The 19333-nt window shown below is 62.4% G+C and carries 17 protein-coding genes; 2 read left to right on the top strand and 15 right to left on the bottom strand.

Translation table 11 applies throughout. The annotated features are described in order from the left end of the window. Positions 1-54 precede the first annotated feature (54 nt). The 7 genes from HNP33_RS07790 to HNP33_RS07760 form a co-directional block, all read right to left on the bottom strand. Positions 55-837, bottom strand: a complete 783-nt coding sequence (locus HNP33_RS07790) for a VacJ family lipoprotein (RefSeq protein WP_233464432.1) — start codon at positions 835-837, stop codon at positions 55-57. 25 nt (positions 838-862) lie between these two features. Then, on the bottom strand, positions 863-1342 hold the full coding sequence (gene mlaD / locus HNP33_RS07785; RefSeq protein ID WP_184707030.1) for an outer membrane lipid asymmetry maintenance protein MlaD: 480 nt from the start codon (positions 1340-1342) through the stop codon (positions 863-865). Positions 1343-1380: 38 nt separating this feature from the next. Next, positions 1381-2163: a lipid asymmetry maintenance ABC transporter permease subunit MlaE gene (gene mlaE / locus HNP33_RS07780; RefSeq protein WP_184707028.1), complete on the bottom strand. Its 783-nt coding sequence runs from the start codon at positions 2161-2163 to the stop codon at positions 1381-1383. Beyond that, positions 2163-3020: an ABC transporter ATP-binding protein gene (locus HNP33_RS07775; protein ID WP_184707026.1), complete on the bottom strand. Its 858-nt coding sequence runs from the start codon at positions 3018-3020 to the stop codon at positions 2163-2165. The genes mlaE and HNP33_RS07775 overlap by 1 nt, the downstream gene beginning before the upstream one ends. 354 nt (positions 3021-3374) lie before the next feature. Continuing rightward, positions 3375-4166, bottom strand: a complete 792-nt coding sequence (locus HNP33_RS07770) for an amino acid ABC transporter ATP-binding protein (protein ID WP_325064917.1) — start codon at positions 4164-4166, stop codon at positions 3375-3377. Further along, entirely contained in the window at positions 4147-4800 is a 654-nt protein-coding gene (locus HNP33_RS07765; RefSeq protein ID WP_184707024.1) for an amino acid ABC transporter permease, read from the bottom strand. Before HNP33_RS07765 ends, HNP33_RS07770 begins: the two co-directional genes overlap by 20 nt. Before the next feature lie 224 nt (positions 4801-5024). Beyond that, positions 5025-5843, bottom strand: coding sequence for an amino acid ABC transporter substrate-binding protein (locus HNP33_RS07760; RefSeq protein ID WP_184707022.1), 819 nt, complete (start codon positions 5841-5843; stop codon positions 5025-5027). A gap of 250 nt (positions 5844-6093) precedes the next feature. Between HNP33_RS07760 and HNP33_RS07755 the strand changes: the two genes are divergently transcribed. Beyond that, a complete protein-coding gene (locus HNP33_RS07755; protein WP_184707020.1) occupies positions 6094-6531 on the top strand; it encodes a DUF3293 domain-containing protein in 438 nt (145 codons plus the stop codon). 79 nt (positions 6532-6610) lie between these two features. After that, positions 6611-6910 carry a putative quinol monooxygenase gene (locus HNP33_RS07750; RefSeq protein WP_184707018.1) on the top strand — a complete coding sequence of 100 codons (300 nt, stop codon included), beginning with the start codon at positions 6611-6613 and terminating at the stop codon, positions 6908-6910. A 78-nt stretch (positions 6911-6988) separates the two neighbouring features. On the opposite strand, the gene fghA is transcribed toward HNP33_RS07750, so the two are convergent. The 8 genes from fghA to HNP33_RS07710 all read right to left on the bottom strand — a co-directional run bounded on the left by fghA (position 6989) and on the right by HNP33_RS07710 (position 19322). Continuing rightward, positions 6989-7855 carry an S-formylglutathione hydrolase gene (fghA, locus tag HNP33_RS07745; protein WP_184707016.1) on the bottom strand — a complete coding sequence of 289 codons (867 nt, stop codon included), beginning with the start codon at positions 7853-7855 and terminating at the stop codon, positions 6989-6991. Positions 7856-7871: 16 nt separating this feature from the next. Next, positions 7872-9170 carry a DEAD/DEAH box helicase gene (locus HNP33_RS07740; RefSeq protein WP_184707014.1) on the bottom strand — a complete coding sequence of 433 codons (1299 nt, stop codon included), beginning with the start codon at positions 9168-9170 and terminating at the stop codon, positions 7872-7874. Between the two features lie 84 nt (positions 9171-9254). Continuing rightward, on the bottom strand, positions 9255-10370 hold the full coding sequence (locus HNP33_RS07735) for an S-(hydroxymethyl)glutathione dehydrogenase/class III alcohol dehydrogenase (protein ID WP_184707012.1): 1116 nt from the start codon (positions 10368-10370) through the stop codon (positions 9255-9257). A 179-nt stretch (positions 10371-10549) separates the two neighbouring features. Next, on the bottom strand, positions 10550-10816 hold the full coding sequence (locus HNP33_RS07730; protein WP_184707010.1) for a metal/formaldehyde-sensitive transcriptional repressor: 267 nt from the start codon (positions 10814-10816) through the stop codon (positions 10550-10552). A gap of 392 nt (positions 10817-11208) precedes the next feature. Further along, positions 11209-12684, bottom strand: coding sequence for a glutamate synthase subunit beta (locus HNP33_RS07725; RefSeq protein ID WP_184707008.1), 1476 nt, complete (start codon positions 12682-12684; stop codon positions 11209-11211). Between the two features lie 128 nt (positions 12685-12812). After that, on the bottom strand, positions 12813-17594 hold the full coding sequence (locus HNP33_RS07720; RefSeq protein ID WP_184707006.1) for a glutamate synthase-related protein: 4782 nt from the start codon (positions 17592-17594) through the stop codon (positions 12813-12815). 179 nt (positions 17595-17773) lie between these two features. After that, complete coding sequence (locus HNP33_RS07715) at positions 17774-18475, bottom strand: transposase (RefSeq protein ID WP_184707004.1); 702 nt, start codon at positions 18473-18475, stop codon at positions 17774-17776. Positions 18476-18590: 115 nt separating this feature from the next. Next, entirely contained in the window at positions 18591-19322 is a 732-nt protein-coding gene (locus tag HNP33_RS07710; protein WP_221452020.1) for a PepSY-associated TM helix domain-containing protein, read from the bottom strand. Positions 19323-19333: the final 11 nt, after the last annotated feature.

Here is a 19333-nt window from a genome sequence, read left to right as displayed (position 1 = left end):
GAACGCCGGCGGAGAAGTTCAATCCGGCTTGTGTCTGGTGTAAATCTTTATGTCTTACTTCTTGAACACCTTGCCCATCGGCGTGGGTTCGGCCGCGGATTCGTTCATCCACTGCGTCTCGTCCTCCACCTCGTCAGGCGTAGCGGCGCGCTGGCGCAGCTGCAGATAGGCATCGCGGGTGAAGCTGTACTTGTCGAGCGCCGCCGCCTCGACCAGCGAAGTGGTGCCCAGCAGGTTGGCGCGGGTGTTGACTACACGCAACGCATAAATGGAGTTGCGTGCGCCTATGTCGTTGACGTAGCCCACAGGATCGCCTTGCCAGTCCACGACAAAGCCTACCGAATCGCGCACCGACGAAGGGCCGATCAGCGGCCAGACGATGTAGGCGCCCGCAGGCATGCCGTAATGCGCCATGGTCAGGCCAAAGTCCTGCTTGCGGCGCTCGATGTCCATGTCCGAGGCGATATCGATCAGGCCGCCAAGGCCAAACACCGTGTTGGTGGTAAAGCGCACCACGCTGTTGTAGGTGCCTTCGCCCTTGAGCTGCAATGCATTGTTGACGACGGACCACAGATCGCCCAGGTTGGCAAAGAAGTTGGTCACGGCCGTGCGCACGGGCTTGGGCGCGATGTCCTTGTAGCCGGTAGCCACAGGCTCCAGCACCGCGTTGTCCAGCGCATCGTTGAACTTGAACACTGCACGGTTGTAGGGCTCCAGCGGATCACGCGGGTCGGCGTTGGGGCCGGTGGCACAGCCGGCCATCAGGGCGCTGGCGCCCAGCGCCCCGGCCATCAGCCAGCTGCGGCGAGCGCCAAATCGGGGTTGCGTCTTGGTCATCGTTGTTCTCTTGTTATCTCTAGGATCATTCTTGCGGCTTGGCGCTCGCGCCTTCCGAGGCCTTGCCATACAGGAACTGGCCAATCAGATTTTCCAGCACCACGGCCGACTGGGTGTTAGTGATGGTGTCACCGGCAGCGAGGGTTTTCTCGTCATAGCCGGGCTCCACGCCCACATACTGGTCGCCCAGCAGGCCGCTGGTCAGGATCTTGAACGAGCTGTCCTTGGGGAAGGCATAGCCGTTGTTCAGCTCCAGGTGTACATCGGCCTGGAAGGTCTTGTCGTTGAACGTGATGTTCTTGACCTTGCCGACCTTGACACCAGCGCTGCGCACCGCCGCCTGCGGCTTGAGGCCGCCAATGTTATCGAAGCGGGCAGTGACCTCATAGCCTTTGCTGAAATCCAGGGTCAGCAGATTGCCCGCCTTGAGCGCCAGAAACACCAGCGCGGCAGCTCCCAGCATCACGAACAGGCCGACCCAAAAATCGGTTTTAGAGGGTTGCATATGCAAATCCGTTTCTTGTCACTCTATTTTCTATAGCATCAAATGCTGAACATGGTTGCGGTGAGCAGGAAATCCAGCGCCAGCACCGCCAACGATGCCATCACCACCGTGCGGGTGGTGGCGCGCGAGACGCCCTCTGGCGTCGGCTTGGCCACAAAGCCCTGCAGCAGCGCCACAAAGGTCACCGTCACACCAAACACAAAGCTCTTGATGACGCCATTGCCCAGATCGGTGAGCACATCAACGCCGTTCTGCATCTGGCCCCAGAAAGCGCCACCATCAATGTTGAGCATCAGCACACCCACGATCCAGCCACCAATCACACCCACCGCACTGAACACGGCAGCCAGCAAAGGCATGGTGATGAGGCCCGCCCAAAAGCGCGGCGCCAGGATGCGCTCCACCGGGTCGACTGCCATCATCTCCATGGCAGACAGCTGCTCGCCCGCTTTCATCAAACCGATTTCGGCGGTGAGCGCCGTGCCTGCCCGCCCGGCAAACAGCAAGGCGGTGACCACCGGCCCAAGCTCGCGCAGCAGCGTCAAAGCCACCATCATGCCCACGGCTTCGGTCGAGCCGTAGCGCTGCAGGATGTAATAGCCTTGCAGGCCCAGCACAAAACCCACAAAGAGGCCCGACACGCCGATGATGGCGAGCGAATAATTGCCCAGAAAGTGAATCTGGTCGCGCAGCAGCGCCGGGCGCTTGAGTACGTAGCCCAGCGCGCCCACCAGGCGCAGCAGCAGCCGTGTGGCCTGGCCCACGCCCACAGCCTTGCTGCGCAGTGCAAAACCAATATCGGAAGGGTGCCACCAACGCATCAGCGGCCTCCTTTCCTGGCGGCCGCACCTGAGCCGGCCGCGCCTATGCCGGCCGCGCCAAAATCCTCTTCCATGCTGGGGCCTGGAACGTGAAAAGGCACCGGCCCCTGCGGCAGAGCGCCCACAAACTGGTGCACCAGCGGATCGGTGCTGGCCCTGACTTCATCGGGCGATCCTTGCGCAGCAACCACGCCCGGGCCCAGGATGATCACCTGATCGGCCAGCTTGAACGTCTCTTCGACATCGTGCGAAACAATGATGGTCGTCAATCCCATGGCGTCGTTGAGTTCGCGGATCAGCTGCGCCGAGGTGCCCAGCGAAATCGGGTCCAGCCCGGCAAAGGGCTCGTCATACATGATGAATTCAGGATCGAGCGCGATCGCCCGGGCCAGCGCCACGCGCCGCGCCATGCCACCCGATATCTGCGAGGGCATCAGGTCGCGCGCACCACGCAGGCCCACGGCCTGCAGTTTCATCAGCACAATGTCGCGGATCAACGGTTCCGCCAGATCGGTGTGCTCACGCAGCGGAAACGCTACGTTTTCGAACACACTCATGTCGGTGAACAGCGCGCCAAACTGGAACAGCATGCCCATGCGGCGCCGCGCTGCATACAGCTGTGCCTGGCTCATCGCCCCCACATCCTGCCCACCCACCAGCACCTCACCTGACTGTGCTCGCACCTGTCCGCCAATGAGCCGCAAGATGGTGGTCTTCCCACCACCTGACGCGCCCATCAGCGCCGTCACCTTGCCACGCGGAATCGTCAGCGACACATCGCGCAGAATGGTGCGGTCACCATATCCAAAGGTGACATTGCGTAACTCTGCGAGTGGTGTGGAATCAGTAGATGGCATAGAAAAAACCGGATACGACCGGCTTTGTCATCATACGTGATCGCCGTCGTGCTCTTTGTAGTCAGATCGTGAACACAGTGGCCTTCTGACAGCAACATTTGCAACAAACATTCATGCATGTATTTATAGCATCACATTACCGCTTTACCCGTGGAGGCCCCTTGCAGTCACAGGCTATTGATGTGCCCATTGCATGATTTGCTGCAGTGCGACAGCTCTGCCCTTCTACCCACTGGCCGAAGGAACAAAAGCTAGATTTTCAATAGCAAAAGCGCCCAACAGGTGGGCGCTTGCGGTCAACACCAGCAATCCAGCAATGCATTTCTGCGCGCTGGAACGTGTCTTTCGGAGTGCTCAGAGCATGTTTTCCAGGAAGGACCGGATGCGTGGATGGCTGCATTCCTCAAAAAAGGCTCTTGCCTGCTTGGCCTCGATCAGCTCGCCCTGGTCCATGAAAACCACGGTATTGGCCACTTCCCGGGCAAAGCCCATTTCGTGCGTGACCACCAGCATGGTCATGTGCTCTTCGGCCAGCTCGCGCATGGTGCGCAGCACTTCGCCGGTCAGCTCGGGGTCCAGCGCGGAAGTCGGCTCGTCGAACAGCATGATGTCCGGCTCCATGGCCAGCGCGCGCGCAATGGCCACGCGCTGCTTCTGGCCACCCGACAGGCGGGCGGGGTAGGCATCGGCCTTTTCCGACAGTCCCACCTTGCGCAGCAACTCCTGCGCCTTGGGCATGATCTGGTCGCGCGTCAGGCCCTTGACGATCATCGGCGCCTCGATGATGTTTTCCAGCACCGTCAGGTGCGGGAAGAGGTTGAACGACTGAAATACCATGCCCATGCGACGCAGAATGGCGCGCAGTTCGGCATCGGGGGCATACTGCGCCACGCCCTGGGCATTGTTCTGCACCAGGGTAGCGCCGCCCACCACGACGGAGCCGGAATCGATCACCTCCAGGTGATTGAGGCAGCGCAGGAATGTGCTCTTGCCCGAGCCCGACGGCCCGATCACCGCCACGACCTCGCCCTTGTGGATATCGAGCGACACGCCCTTGAGCACCTCAGTACCGCTGAAGGCCTTGCGAATATTGCGGGCCTGCACCATGACGCCCGCCTGGGTGAAATCAAGCGTCGTACTTGGCATAGCGTTTCTCCAAACGGTTGAAGCCCCAGGTCAGTACCAGGGTCATGATCAGGTAGAAGGCCGCAGCCACCACGAAGGGCGTGGTGGTGAAATCGCGCTGCACGATGCCGCGCGCGGCGCGCAGCAGGTCGTTCAGCGCCAGCACGTAGATCAGCGACGTGTCCTTGACCAGGGTGATGGTTTCGTTGCTGACCGGCGGCAGGATGGTGCGAATCATCTGCGGCAGCACGATGCGGCGCATGGTCTGCCCATACGACAGACCCAGCACCTTGGCGCCTTCGTACTGGCCACGGTCCACGCTTTGGATGCCGGCGCGGAAGATTTCGGCAAAGTAGGCTGCGTAATTGAGCGCAAACGCCACCACGGCCGCAGGAAAGTCAGGCAGGCGAACGCCGATCACCGGCACGAAAGGCAGCGCGAAATAGATGAACAGCAACTGCAGCATCAAGGGCGTGCCGCGCATCAGCCAGATATAGCCCTCGACCAGACGCGAGAGCCATTTGAAGCGCGAGATGCGCGCCAGCGCCAGTGCCAGACCCAGCGGCACCGACAGCACCAGGGTGATGACAAACAGCTTGAGAGTCACCAGGGCGCCGTTGGACAGCGGCCCCAGAAGTGAAATTACATAATCCATCGCTTGCCTTCAGGTGGCGCCCTGCCTTGCGCGCCGGATGCCTGACGGTGTGCGGCACATCTGCCACCGCACACTTCTATCAAAAAGAGAGCTGGTGGCGCTCATCCACATTGAATTTCAATGGCCTTCATGCCAAAAAAATCAATATGACCGTGCGCTACCAGCCATGTTTTTTGCAGATTTCTTGCACCAACAGGGCGCAATATGCGCCCTGCAATCCGCTATCAGCGCTTGATCACGTCCGCGCCAAACCACTTCTTGGCGATCTCTTCGGCCTTGCCGTCCTTCTTCATCTCGCCCAGCACGTCGTTGATCTTGTTGCGGGTGGCCTCGTCATCCTTGCGGAAGCCCACGCCGTAGTCTTCGGTGCCAAAGTCGTCCGCCAGCACCACATAGTTGTCAGGCTTCTTGTTGACCAGATAGCGGCCCACCACTTCGTCCACCACCACCACATCCAGGCGGCCGGCTTCCACGTCCATCAGCGCGGCAATGTTGTCGCCAAACAGCTTGGTTTCCTTGAACTTGGACGACAGTTCCTTGTCCTTTTCCATCGCCGTCACGGCACTGGAGCCTTCCTGGGCGCCTACCACCTTGCCAGCCATGTCGGCCTTGGTCTTGATGGGCGAGCCAGCCTTCACGATGATGATCTGCTTGTTGACCATGTACGGATCGGTGAACAGGATTTTTTCCTTGCGCTCTTCCAGAATCGTCAGGCCGTTCCACAGCGCATCCACGCGCTTGCCCAGCAACTCGGCTTCCTTGGCGTTCCAGTCGATGGGCTTGAACTCCACTTCGATGCCCGCGCGCTTGGCCGCTTCGCGGGCCATGTCGATGTCAAAACCCACGATTTCGTTCTTCTCGTCACGGAAACCCATGGGCGGGAAGTTGTCGTCCAGGCCCACCACCAGCTTGGAAGCCACAGCGGCTGCCGGTGCAGGCGCTGGCGCCGGCGTTTCTGCCGCAGGCTTGGGAGCTTCATTCTTGCTGCAAGCGGCAAGCAGGGCAGACAGCGCCAGGGTGGCAACGAAGGAACGTTTTTTCATGGTGTCTAACAACGTAAAGAGAAAGACAAAATAAGAGCACTTGGCTTGTTGTGGACAAGATACCAAGTGCGGACGAAGCAGGTATTGTCTCCGATCACACGAATTTCGTGTCACCTTTGTAAAAAACTCTGATGGGCTAGTCGGACGTCGCCTAGCCGCTACGATGGCTGCCCAGAGTGGCCCCTGCCTCGATTTTCAATGGAATACGCCGCCAGTGCTTATCCAACAAGCGCCACCGGCCATCAAAACTATGACGACCCTCTCGCCCGCTCTGCGCAAGGCCTTTGAAGAAACCCACTACCACGTGCTGCACCAGGCGCCCTTTGGCTTGCAGGTGGGCCAGCCCCAGCCTGCGCTCGCGGCTATCTACCAGCAGCACCAGACCGATTGCGCGTGCCTCATCACCGCCTTCAACCCCATGGGCGAATTGCTGGAAAAGGACGAAAACATCGAGCGCCATGCCCAGCTGGGCCGTGCCCTCGGTGCCGCAGGCTACGCTGCACTACCCACCGTGGCCCAGCACCCTGCCAACGGCTGGCCCGCCGAGCCGGGCTTTCTCGTCATTGGCATGGGCCGCGAAGATGCCCAGCGCTGGGCCGCCGAATGGGAGCAGCTGGCAGTGCTGTGGACAGCAGCCGACACCGTGCCCCAGCTGCTGGAAACCCAGGTGCCAGACTGGATGCGCTAACGGCAGCATCGGCGCTGGCCTGCAACCCTCCCGAGCCCGCCAATCGTTCTTTTGACCCGTTTCTCCGAAAGGAAACCCCATGCTGTTGATTGTTGGCACCGTTCGACTGCCCTCCGCCAATCTGGAACGCGCCAGACCTGCGATGCGGGCGATGGTGCAGGCCTCGCGTGCCGAAGCCGGGTGTCTGGAATACAGCTATGGCGAAGACGTGCTGGAGCCGGGCCTGATCCATGTGAAGGAGCTGTGGAGCGACCAGCCCGCCCTGGATGCACATTTCGCCTCCAGCCACATCCAGGCCTGGCGCGCCGCATGGCCTGCGCTGGGGATTGGTGACAGAAACCTGCGCGCCTATGAGGTGGGATCGCCGCGCAGCACTTGATGTGCGGCTTGCCCTCTACCTTGTTAGAACGCGCAAGCAACCCAGAGACGGCCACTGCCACCACCAGAAAGCACGCTCTTACAGCTGGCGCGCGTGAAAGCGCAGATGCTCATCTATGAATGTCTGGATGAAGTAGTAGCCGTGGTCATAGCCCGGGTGGCGGCGCAGCGTGAGCGGCTGCCCTGCCTTGGCGCAGGCGGCCTCGAAGGCTTCGGGCAGCAACTGCTTTTCGAGCAGAAACTTGTCGGCCAGGCCCTGGTCGATCAGGATGCCTGCTGGATACGGCGCCTGTGATTGCGCGGCCATCAGCTCGGTAGCGTCGTGCTGCACCCAGGCCGCTTTGTTGTCGCCCAGGTAGCCCGCAAAGGCTTTCTGGCCCCAGGGGCAGTTAATAGGGTTGGCAATGGGCGCAAAGGCGGAGACCGATTTGAACACCCCGGGATGGCGCAGCGCCAGCGTCAGCGCGCCGTGGCCTCCCATGCTGTGGCCAAAGATACCCAGGCGAGCCAGATCAACGGGCAGCCTGGCGCCCACCAGCGGCAGCAGGTCATGGAGGATGTAGCTTTCCATGCGCCAGTGCAGTGCCCAGGGCTTGGCCGTGGCATCAAGGTAGAAACCGGCGCCCACGCCAAAATCCCAACTCTCGGATTCGCCAGGCAGACCCGCGCCACGCGGGCTGGTGTCACACGTCAGCAGAGCCACATTCAGCTCGGCAGCCAGGCGCTGCGCTGCAGCTTTGATCATGAAGGTTTCTTCGGTGCAGGTGAGCCCTGCCAGGTACAGCAGCACAGGCACCTTTTCGCCCTCGACTGCCTTGGGCGGCAGATAGATGGAGAACTTCATCACCAGGCCCGTCTCGCTGGAGTAGTGCTCGTAGAAGCGTTGCGCCCCTCCAAAAGAGGCGTGGGCGGCGTTGAGCTTGAGGGTAGAGGCGGCGTCAGCCATGGAAATCCTTTTCAGTTCACTGCGTCGATGAGCCGGGGCTGGCCGCAGGTATGCCTGCCTGCTGGGCTGCGGCGCGCAGCTTGTCTTTCTTGCTCATGCGCTTGCCTTTGATGCCGCCGTTGTTTCCATCTTCCTGCGGCTGGAGCGTGGGCTCGGGCTCGGTCACTGGATAAGCGGGCAGCTGCTCCAGTTCCACAGCGAGCGCATTGCGTTTGGCAATCAGCTTCCAGTGCGCAAGGCTTGCGGGCGTGACCAGGCTGATGGCCAGGCCGCTCAGCCCCGCGCGGCCGGTGCGGCCGATGCGGTGGGTGTAATCGGTCGGCGAGCGCGGCAGGTCGTAATTGACGACCAGCGGCAGCGCATCGACATGGATGCCGCGCGCAGCCAGATCGGTGGTGATCAGCACCTGCCACTGGCTGCTGCGAAACTCCTGCAGCACCTGCTGGCGTGCGCCCTGGCTCAGCTCGCCATGGAAGGCCGTGGCGTTGATGCCCCGGTCGTACAGTTTGTTGGCCACGTGCTCTGCGCTGTAGCGGCTGGCCACGAACACCAGCATGCGCTGGCCCTTGTACTGCTCGATCAGATCGCGCAGCACCGGCGTGCGCTTGGCGGCATCCACGTACAGCGCGCGCTGCTCAATGGTGGCGTCTTCCAGGTGGGTGGATGCGATCTCGACCCGCGCGTGGCCGTCGCGCAGCAACTGCGGCACGAGGGCCTGCACGGCAGGGGCAAACGTGGCCGACAGCAGCAAGGTCTGGCGCTGCGCTTTGGCAGGCACCAGGGCCAGCACCCGGTTCAGTTCGTCGGCAAAGCCCAGGTCCATCAGGCGGTCGGCCTCGTCCAACACGAGGGTGCGAATGGTGTCCAGCCGCAGTTTGCTGTGATCCACCACATCCAGCAGGCGCCCGGGGGTGGCAATCACCATGTCCACGCCCCCCCGCAGGGCCAGCAGTTGCGGATTGATGGATACGCCACCCGTGAGCACCGCCACCTTGGGGCGGCGCCCCAGTGCCTCACCCACAAAATAGACCAGCTCGGCCACCTGCGTGGCCAGTTCGCGCGTGGGCACCAGAACCAGGGCCTGGGTTTCACGCGCCCCGGGTCTGTCGCCCGCGTCGCTCAGCATCCAGGCTTGCAACAGCGGCAGCACGTAGGCGGCGGTCTTGCCCGATCCTGTGGGCGCGCAGGCCAGCAGGTCGCCCCCGTCCAGAATGGCCGGGATGGTTTGCTGCTGGATGGCCGTGGGCGCAATCAGCCCCTGCGATTGGGCGGCATGGGCGAGCGATGGCGCAAGGCCGAGTGAGGAGAAGGACATGGAGACAAGGGCGCGGCGGCTGCCGCAATAAAGCAATCAGCCCGCCATTGTCGGGCTTGCGGGCCGATTGCGTGCGGCGAGGTTTTATTCCGCGTAATTGACGACCGAGCGGATCGACTTGCCTTCATGCATCAGGTCGAACGCCTCGTTGATCTTGGCCAGGCCCATGGTGTGGGTGACGAATGGCGCCAGCTGGATCTTGCCCGCCATGGCGTCTTCGACCATGCCTGGCAGCTGCGAGCGGCCCTTGACGCCGCCAAAGGCCGTGCCCATCCACTTGCGGCCGGTCACCAGCTGGAAGGGGCGGGTCGAAATCTCCTGCCCACTGCCTGCCACGCCGATGATGACGCTCTGGCCCCAGCCACGGTGCGCGCATTCGAGCGCGGCCCGCATGACGTGGACATTGCCAATGCATTCAAAGCTGTGGTCGACGCCCCAGCCGGTCATCTCGACGATCACCTGCTGGATCGGCTTGTCATGGTCCTTGGGGTTGACGCAGTCGGTCGCGCCAAAGGTGCGGGCCAGCTCGAACTTGCCAGGGTTGGTATCGATGGCGATGATGCGGCCGGCCTTGGCCAGCTTGGCGCCCTGAATGACTGCGAGGCCAATACCCCCCAGGCCAAACACGGCCACCGTGTCGCCTTCCTGCACCTTGGCAGTGTTCTTGACGGCGCCCAGGCCCGTGGTGACGCCGCAGCCCAGCAGGCACACCTGCTCGGGGTTGGCATCGGGGTTGATCTTGGCCAGCGACACGGCAGCCACCACCGTGTACTCGCTGAACGTGGAGCAGCCCATGTAGTGGTAGATGGGCTCGCCGTTGTACGAGAAGCGCGTGGTGCCATCGGGCATCACACCCTTGCCCTGGGTGGCGCGCACGGCGGTGCACAGGTTGGTTTTGCCGCTCTTGCAGAACAGGCATTCACCGCATTCGGCGGTGTAGAGCGGAATCACATGGTCGCCGGGCTTGACGCTGGTCACGCCCTCGCCCACTTCCACCACGATGCCTGCGCCTTCATGGCCGAGCACTGCGGGGAAGATGCCTTCGGGATCATCGCCGCTCAGCGTGAAGGCATCGGTGTGGCAGACGCCGGTGTGGGTAATCTTGACCAGCACCTCGCCCGCCTGGGGCGGCGCAACGTCGATCTCGACGATCTGCAGGGGCTCTCCGGCTTTGAAGGCAACAGCGGCGCGGGATTTCATGGGTGGACTCCTTGTAGGTCAAACGATTGATGACAGATATGCATGACAGGGACGATGCCCAAGTTGCGAGGCAGCGAGGAAGGGCCTGCGCCGGCCCGCACCGAGGTTGTAGCCCCCTGCCCGCATGGCACCGCCATGCGAGAGCGGGGGGAAGGCGCACAGCGCCACAGAGGGGCTGTTCATTTCAAGTACGAGCGCAGCAGCGCCAGCATCTCCTCGATATCGGCCTGCGACGGCGCCGGTTGCTTGGCCATGGTCTCGCGCAGATGGCTGTCGAGCAGATCGGCCATCAGCCCGTGCACGGCTCCGCGCATCGCAGCCAGTTGCTGCAGGATGGGCGCGCAATCGGTGCCTGCCTCCACCGCACGCGCCAGCGCATCGGCCTGCCCACGGATGCGGTTCAGGCGCGTGATGGCACGGCGTTTGTCTTCGGCAGAATGGGGCATGGTTCAGATTCTCTGATACTGGTAGATAGTATAAAAGATCAACGCACATCCAGTAAACGCAAAACGCACAAAATTCACCCTTACTCAGGGGGAGTACACCACCAACCAGTCTCACCGCTTACCAGTTGCCAACAAAAAAGCCGCACACCTTCCGGTATGCGGCTTGGTTTTACAGCTGTGGATCAACAAGGCAACCGGTCAGGTTGCCTTTTCACGAAACCCCAAAAGGGCGACCGGGAAGGCCTCCCCGCCCTGTCAACGTGGCAGGTCGCTTTCTCCCATCAGGAACTCATCCACCGCGCGCGCTGCCTGGCGGCCTTCGCGCAAGGCAAACGGTCAGGTTGCCTTTTCACGAGACCCCAAAGGGCGACCGGGAAGGCCACCCCACCCTGTCAACGTGGCAGGTCGCTTTCTCCCATCAGGAACTCATCCACCGCGCGCGCTGCCTGGCGGCCTTCGCGGATCGCCCAGACCACCAGCGACTGTCCCCGGCGCATGTCGCCAGCGGCAAACACCTTGCTCACATTGGTGGCGTAGCCTCCGGTGAAGTCGGTCGTTGCCTTGGCGTTGCCGCGTGCGTCCTTGTCCACGCCAAAGGCGTCGAGCACGCTGGCGACCGGGTTCACAAAGCCCATGGCCAGCAGCACCAGGTCAGCAGGCCATTCCTTTTCGGTACCCTTGACTTCAGTCAATTTGCCGTCCTTGAACTCGACCTGCACGGTGGTCAGGCTCTTGACCTTGCCCTTGTCGCCATTGAACGACTTGGTGGAGATGGCGAACTCGCGCACCGCCCCCTCTTCGTGGCTGGAGCTGGTGCGCAGCTTGATCGGCCAGTAGGGCCAGACCAGCGGCTTGTTTTCCTCTTCGGGCGGCATGGGCATCACCTCGAACTGGGTGACGCTCTTGGCGCCGTGGCGGTTGCTGGTGCCCACGCAGTCGCTGCCGGTGTCGCCGCCACCGATCACGATGACGTGCTTGCCATCGGCACGCAGCTGGCCCTTGAGCTTGTCGCCCGCGTTGATCTTGTTCTGCTGGGGCAGAAACTCCATCGCAAAGTGGATGCCGTCCAGATCGCGGCCCGTCACGGGCAGGTCGCGCGACTGTTCGGAGCCGCCGGTCAGCAGCACGGCATCGAACTCTGCCTTGAGCTGTTCGGGCGAGACGGTTTCCTTGGCCCAGTTGGTGACCTTGCTGTCCTTGCCCAAGCCATCCTTGCCTGCCACCAGCACACCGGTGCGAATGGTGACGCCTTCGGCCTCCAGCTGCTTGGCGCGGCGGTCGATATGGCTCTTGTCGAGCTTGAAGTCAGGAATGCCGTAGCGCAGCAGGCCGCCGATGCGGTCGTTCTTTTCGAACAGGGTCACATCGTGGCCCACGCGCGCCAGCTGTTGCGCCGCCGCCATGCCGGCCGGGCCGGAGCCAATCACTGCCACCTTCTTGCCGGTCTTGGCGCTGGCCGGGCGGGGCAGCACCCAGCCTTCTTCCCAGGCACGGTCGATGATGGCGTGCTCGATGGACTTGATGCCCACCGGGTCGTTGTTGATGTTGAGCACGCAGGCGGCTTCGCACGGCGCAGGGCAGATGCGGCCCGTGAACTCGGGGAAGTTGTTGGTCGAGTCGAGCACGTGGAAGGCTGCTGCCCAATCCGCGCGGTACACCAGATCGTTGAAGTCCGGAATGATGTTGTTGACCGGGCAGCCGTTGTTGCAGAACGGGGTGCCGCAGTCCATGCAACGGGCGCCTTGTTGCTTGGCCTGCTGCGAGTTCAGGCCAACGACGAATTCCTTGTAATGCTTGACGCGCTCATCAACGGGCGCGTAGCCCTCGTCGATACGCGCAAACTCCATAAAGCCAGTGACTTTTCCCATGATCGGATCTCTTGCTTGGCTACTGCCTGCACCATGTGGGCAGGCAGCAATCGTGGTCTATTAGGTCTTTTGAAAAAGGGTGGTGGACGTCAGCGGCCACGCCGTAGGTACAGCGCAGCCGATGTGCATCACTTTGCCGCTGCGTCTGCACTCTTCTTGGCAGAGGTCTTGGCCTTGGTCAGCTGCGCCTTGGCTTCTGCCTTGGCATACATCTCGCCCAGCGCGCGCTTGTACTCGGTCGGGAAGACCTTGACGAACTTGGCGCGCGAAGCCTCCCAGTGGTCCAGCAGCTCGCGGGCGCGCTTGCTGCCCGTCCAGCGCAGGTGGTCGGCGAGCAGCTGCTTGAGCTGGGCTTCGTCGGTCTGTCCATGGTGCCAGACGGCCTTGTCGACCAAAGCTTCCTGCTCGGCCTGCGGCAGCACCTTGTCGAGCGCCACCATCGCGGTGTTGCAGCGGCTGGCAAACTGGCCGTCTTCGTCATAGACGTAGGCCACGCCGCCACTCATGCCTGCTGCAAAGTTGCGGCCAGTCTTGCCCAGCACCAGTACGGTGCCGCCAGTCATGTATTCGCAGCCGTGGTCGCCCGTGCCTTCCACCACAGCCGTTGCACCCGACAGGCGCACGGCAAAGCGCTCACCGGCTACGCCGCTGAAGAAGGCTTCGCCTGTGGTTGCGCCGTACATCACGGTGTTGCCAACGATGATGTTCTGGTGCGCATCGCCACGGAAATCGAGGCTCGGACGCACCACCACACGGCCGCCGGACAGGCCCTTGCCGGTGTAATCGTTGGCGTCACCGATCAGGTAGAGGGTGATGCCATTGCAGAGGAACGCGCCAAAGGACTGGCCACCCGTGCCTTCCACGCGAATGTGAATGGTGTCGTCTGGCAGGCCTTCGGGGTGCACCTTGGTGACCGCGCCCGAGAGCATGGCGCCCACGGTGCGGTTGACATTGCGCACGGTTTCCAGAATCTTCACGCGCTCACCCTTGTCGATGGCGGGACGCGATTTCTCGATCAGGATGTTGTCGAAGGCTTTCTCCAGGCCGTGCTCCTGCTCTTGTGTGTGGAACAGTGGCACATCGGCGCCCACTTCGGCACGCGCCAGCAGGCGGCTGAAGTCAAGGCCCTTGGCCTTCCAGTGGGTGATGCCAGCCTTCATGTCGAGCAGGTCTGCGCGGCCGATCAGGTCGTCGAACCTGGCGATACCCAGCTGGGCCATGATCTGGCGCGCCTCTTCTGCAATGAAGAAGAAGAAGTTCACCACATGCTCAGGCTTGCCGCTGAATTTCTTGCGCAGCTCGGGGTCTTGCGTGGCAACGCCCACCGGGCAGGTGTTGAGGTGGCACTTGCGCATCATGATGCAGCCTTCCACCACCAGTGGTGCCGTGGCAAAGCCGAATTCGTCGGCCCCCAGCAGCGCACCGATCACCACGTCGCGGCCGGTCTTCATCTGGCCATCTGCCTGCACGCGGATGCGGCTGCGCAGGCCGTTGAGCACCAGGGTCTGCTGGGTTTCGGCCAGACCGATTTCCCAAGGCGAGCCCGCATGCTTGATGGAGGACCAGGGCGATGCGCCCGTGCCGCCGTCATGGCCAGCGATCACCACATGATCGGCCTTGCACTTGGCCACGCCTGCGGCAATCGTGCCCACACCGACTTCGGACACCAGCTTGACGCTGATCGACGAGTGCGTGGCGACGTTCTTGAGGTCGTGAATGAGCTGCGCCAGGTCTTCGATCGAATAGATGTCGTGGTGCGGCGGGGGCGAGATCAGGCCCACGCCGGGCACCGAGTAGCGCTGCTTGCCAATGTATTCCGACACCTTGCCGCCAGGCAGCTGGCCGCCTTCACCGGGCTTGGCGCCCTGGGCCATCTTGATCTGGATCTGGTCAGCCGACGCCAGGTACTCTGCAGTCACGCCAAAGCGGCCCGATGCCACCTGCTTGATCTTGGAGCGCAGGCTGTCACCATCCTGCAGAACGTAGTCGGACTCAATCTGCTCCTTGCCGATGACCGACGCCAGGCTCTCGCCCTTCTTGATCGGGATGCCCTTCAACTCATTGCGGTAGCGTGCAGGGTCTTCACCACCTTCGCCGGTGTTGCTCTTGCCGCCGATGCGGTTCATTGCCACTGCCAGGGTCACATGGGCTTCGGTGCTGATCGAGCCCAGCGACATGGCGCCAGTGGCAAAGCGCTTGACGATCTCGGCCGCCGACTCGACCTGCTCGACCGGAATGGCCCGGGCCGGATCGATCTTGAACTCGAACAGGCCGCGCAAGGTCATGTGGCGCTTGCTCTGGTCGTTGATGAGCTGCGCGTATTCCTTGTAGGTGTTGAAGCTGTTCGAGCGCGCCGAATGCTGCAGCTTGGCAATTGCATCGGGGCTCCACATGTGCTCTTCGCCACGGGCGCGCCAGGCGTATTCGCCGCCGGTATCCAGCATGGTGGCCAGCACCGGGTCGTCACCAAACGCGGCCTTGTGGCGGCGAATGGCCTCTTCGCCGATCTCGAACACGCCCAGGCCTTCCACGCGGCTGGAGGTGCCAGTGAAGTACTTGTCGATGGTTTCGCTGTTGATGCCCACGGCCTCGAACAGCTGCGCGCCGCAGTAGGACATGTAGGTGGACACGCCCATCTTGGACATGATCTTGGACAAGCCCTTGCCGATGGCCTTGATGTAGTTGTAGATCGCCTTGTCGGCCGACAGATCACCGGGCAGGTGCTTGTGGATTGAGGTGATGGTCTCCAGCGCCAGGTAGGGGTGCACGGCTTCGGCACCGTAGCCGGCCAGCACGCCGAAGTGGTGCACTTCGCGGGCGGTACCAGTCTCCACCACCAGGCCGCAGGCAGTGCGCAGGCCTTCGCGGATCAGGTGCTGGTGGATGGCCGAGAGCGCCAGCAGTGCCTGGATGGCCACGCGATTCTTGCTGACACCCTTGTCGCTGATGATCAGGATGTTGTGGCCGGTCTTGATGGCGTCCACGGCTTGCGCGCACAGCGAGGCCAGGCGCGCCTCCACGCCTTCGCTGCCCCACTCCAGCGGGTAGGTGATGTCGAGCACCGCCGAGCTGAACTTGCCGGCCGTGTGCTCGCGGATGTTGCGCAGCTTGACCATGTCGGCAAAGTCGAGCACCGGCTGCGTCACTTCCAGACGCAGCGGCGGGTTGACCTGGTTGATGTCCAGCAGATTGGGCTTGGGGCCGATGAAGGACACCAGGCTCATCACGATCGCTTCACGGATCGGATCGATCGGCGGGTTGGTCACCTGCGCGAACATCTGGCGGAAGTAGTTGTAGAGCGGCTTGTTCTTGTCCGACAGCACCGCCAGCGGGCTGTCGTTGCCCATGGAACCAATGCCTTCTTCGCCATTGGCAGCCATCGGGCTCATCAGGAACTTGATGTCTTCCTGCGTGTAGCCGAAGGCCTGCTGCAGATCCAGCAGCTCGGGCGAATCCTGCTCGTCGGCAATGGCGCCGAATTCCTGCGAAGCCTGGGCCTGCTGGTCGATCTGCGACTCGCCAGCCACAGGGGTTTCCACATCATCCAGGCGGATGCGCAGGTCTTCGATCCAACGCATGTAGGGCTTGGCATTCGTCAGCGACGACTTCACTTCTTCGTCGTCGATCAGGCGGCCCTGGTCCAGATCGATCAGGAACATCTTGCCCGGCTGCAGGCGCCACTTCTTGACGATCTTGTGCTCCGGCACGGGCAGCACGCCCGATTCGGAGCCCATGATGACGAAGTCATCGTCGGTCACGCAGTAGCGCGCGGGGCGCAGGCCATTGCGGTCCAGCGTGGCGCCGATCTGGCGGCCATCGGTGAACACGATGGAGGCCGGGCCGTCCCAGGGCTCGATCATCGAGGCGTGGTACTCGTAGAACGCGCGGCGGCGCTCGTCCATGGTGGTGTGCTGCTCCCAGGGCTCGGGGATCATCATCATGACCGCCTGCGCCAGCGGGTAACCCGCCATGGTCAGCAGCTCCAGGCAGTTGTCGAAGGTGGCGGTGTCGGACTGGTGCGCAAAGCTGATCGGGTAGAGCTTTTGCAGGTCGTTGCCTAGCACGGGCGAGCTCATCACGCCTTCGCGCGCACGCATCCAGTTGTAGTTGCCCTTGACGGTGTTGATTTCACCGTTGTGCGCCACATAGCGGTAAGGGTGGGCCAGCGGCCACTCGGGGAAGGTGTTGGTGGAGAAGCGCTGGTGCACCAGGCCCAGGGCCGAGACGCAGCGCTCGTCTTCCAGGTCGCGGAAGTAGGTGCCCACCTGATCGGCCAGCAGCAGGCCCTTGTAGATGACAGTGCGGCTGCTCATGCTGGGCACGTAGTACTCTTTGCTGTACTTGAGCTGCAGGTTCTGGATGGCGGCGCTGGCCGTCTTGCGGATGACGTACAGCTTGCGCTCCAGCGCGTCCTGCACGATCACATCGGCGCCACGGCCAATGAACACCTGGCGGATGATCGGCTCTTTCTCGCGCACCGTGGGCGACATCGGCATGTCGCGGTTGACCGGCACATCGCGCCAGCCCAGCAGCACCTGACCCTCGGCCTTGATCGCGCGCTCCAGCTCTTCTTCGCAGGCCAGGCGCGAGGCATGTTCCTTGGGCAGGAACACCATACCCACGCCATATTCGCCAAAAGGCGGCAGGGTCACGCCCTGGGCGGCCATTTCATCGCGGTAGAGCGCATCCGGCAACTGGATCAGAATGCCCGCGCCGTCGCCCATCAGCTTGTCTGCACCGACTGCGCCGCGGTGGTCGAGGTTTTCGAGAATCTTGAGGGCCTGGGTCACGATGGCATGGCTCTTGTGACCCTTGATATGGGCCACAAAGCCAACGCCGCAGGCGTCGTGTTCCATTGTCGGGTCGTACAGACCCTGAGCTTGCATGTGCTCGCGTGCAGATGCCACCATGGCGCAATCCTTCAAATAATCTATCGCGGGAAGGCCAATGTAGAGCAGCAGACAATACCCGAGCAAGAACTTTATTCAGGGTCAGATACCTATTTATTTCATGTAATTTTTCTGCAAATTAAATTGGGGACATATTTAAATGAAGAACAAAGATATTGATTTATATAGATTTCATGAATTTATTCGGCTTTGACCGGCTGCAGGCGCGGCCGCCCTGCACTCTTTTTGTGCAGACGCCGCTCTGTCGTAGACTGCAACTGCTGCACAAAAGCTTCGCCCCCCAGTGCCCAGCCGCCATTGACGGCTGCCGCCAATGCCTCGGACTCGCGCTGCGACAGGCCTTGCGCCAGCAAGCGCGCGTACTCCGCCTCACGCGCAAACGGGGTATTGCCCAGGGCCCAGAAGGCCGCAGGGTCACGCAACCACGGGATATTTTTTGCACCTAAATGGTGCGCGCAGCTGGACCATGGGTAGTCTGCGGCCTGCGCCGCCTGCCCCGCAAGCTGGGCACAGGTGTCAATGTAGATGATGCATTGCAACAACGGTGCCGTTGGCTCCACCACCGTGGAGCGGTAACGCCCCTCCCACAAGGTGCCGGTGCGTGCATGCCGTGCGTTGAAGTAGCGCACATAGGCCCGGCCCAGCGCCTGCATGAGTTGCGGCAGGCCTTGCTCGGTCTGCGGGGTGACCAGCAGTTGAAAGTGATCGGGCATCAGCACAAAGGCATGCACAGCCACCAGATGTGTCTGCGCCAGCTGCTGCAGCAGATCGACAAAGGTCTGGTAATCGTCCGCGTCCACAAACACCGTTTGCCGGTTGTTGCCCCGGTGCAGCACATGGTGCGGCAGGTTGGGGATGGTGAGACGGGGAAGACGGGCCATGGGGGTCAATCAGTGCGTGGTCGATGCGGGGCTGGCATGGGGATTATCCGTGCCTGCGCCCCGCGGGTGCAAAAAACAACCCGCCGCACCGCTTCGCGCTCCAACCAGCCAGCAGCTACCAACTGGTGATGCCCAGCACCAGCAGCAGTGCAAGACAGGTGCCCGCCAGCCCCAGTGCCAACAGGCGCGGGCCGTGCAGCTTGGTCCACAACAGAAAGCCGGTGAGCGACAAGGCGATCAGCGCACCCGCCAAGGTGTCGGTCAGCAGAATCCACGCTACGCTGGCGCCCGCGCCGGTGTGCAGCCGAACCAGCTTGCCCAGAAAATTGGGGTCGGTGCGCTCAACGCCGACGGAGCGGTTCCCCACCCAATATTCCGCATTGACCACAGCACGCGGCGTACTGAAAGAAATCTGCCAATGCTCCGGCTGCGTAGCCCCGGGCCAGGGCGCCGGGCCTGCGGGCTCCACCTTCTTGCGGTGCGGCTCGCGGTTGAGCGCCATCGACTGCTTCAGGTAGGCCGCCAGTTCATCAACCGTGGCGGGCGGCGGAGACGGCAGCTCCAGCTGCCATTGGGTTTTGGCGTAACTGGCTCCTGGTACCTTCATGGTGGCGCGGTGGTTCAGAAAAAAGCCGGTGAGCCCAAACAGCAGACCCATCACCGCGCCCCACACCCCCAGCCAGGCGTGGGTGCGCCGCAGCCATTTCAACACCGCCGGGCGGTGCCAGCGCCGCGGCACAAAGAGATGGCCGCCAGCTGGCTGTGGGCGCTTGCCCGATGGCGCTGGGGCTTGCCGAAAATCAATGCGCATGCTGTGCTGCGCGTCGCCGTTTGCAGGGGGAGTCATGGAATGCAGGT

This window comes from Comamonas odontotermitis (assembly GCF_014207855.1).
GTDB lineage: Bacteria > Pseudomonadota > Gammaproteobacteria > Burkholderiales > Burkholderiaceae_C > Comamonas > Comamonas odontotermitis_A.
Note: the sequence above shows the minus strand (reverse complement) of the source record. Positions and strands in the feature narration are given on the sequence as shown.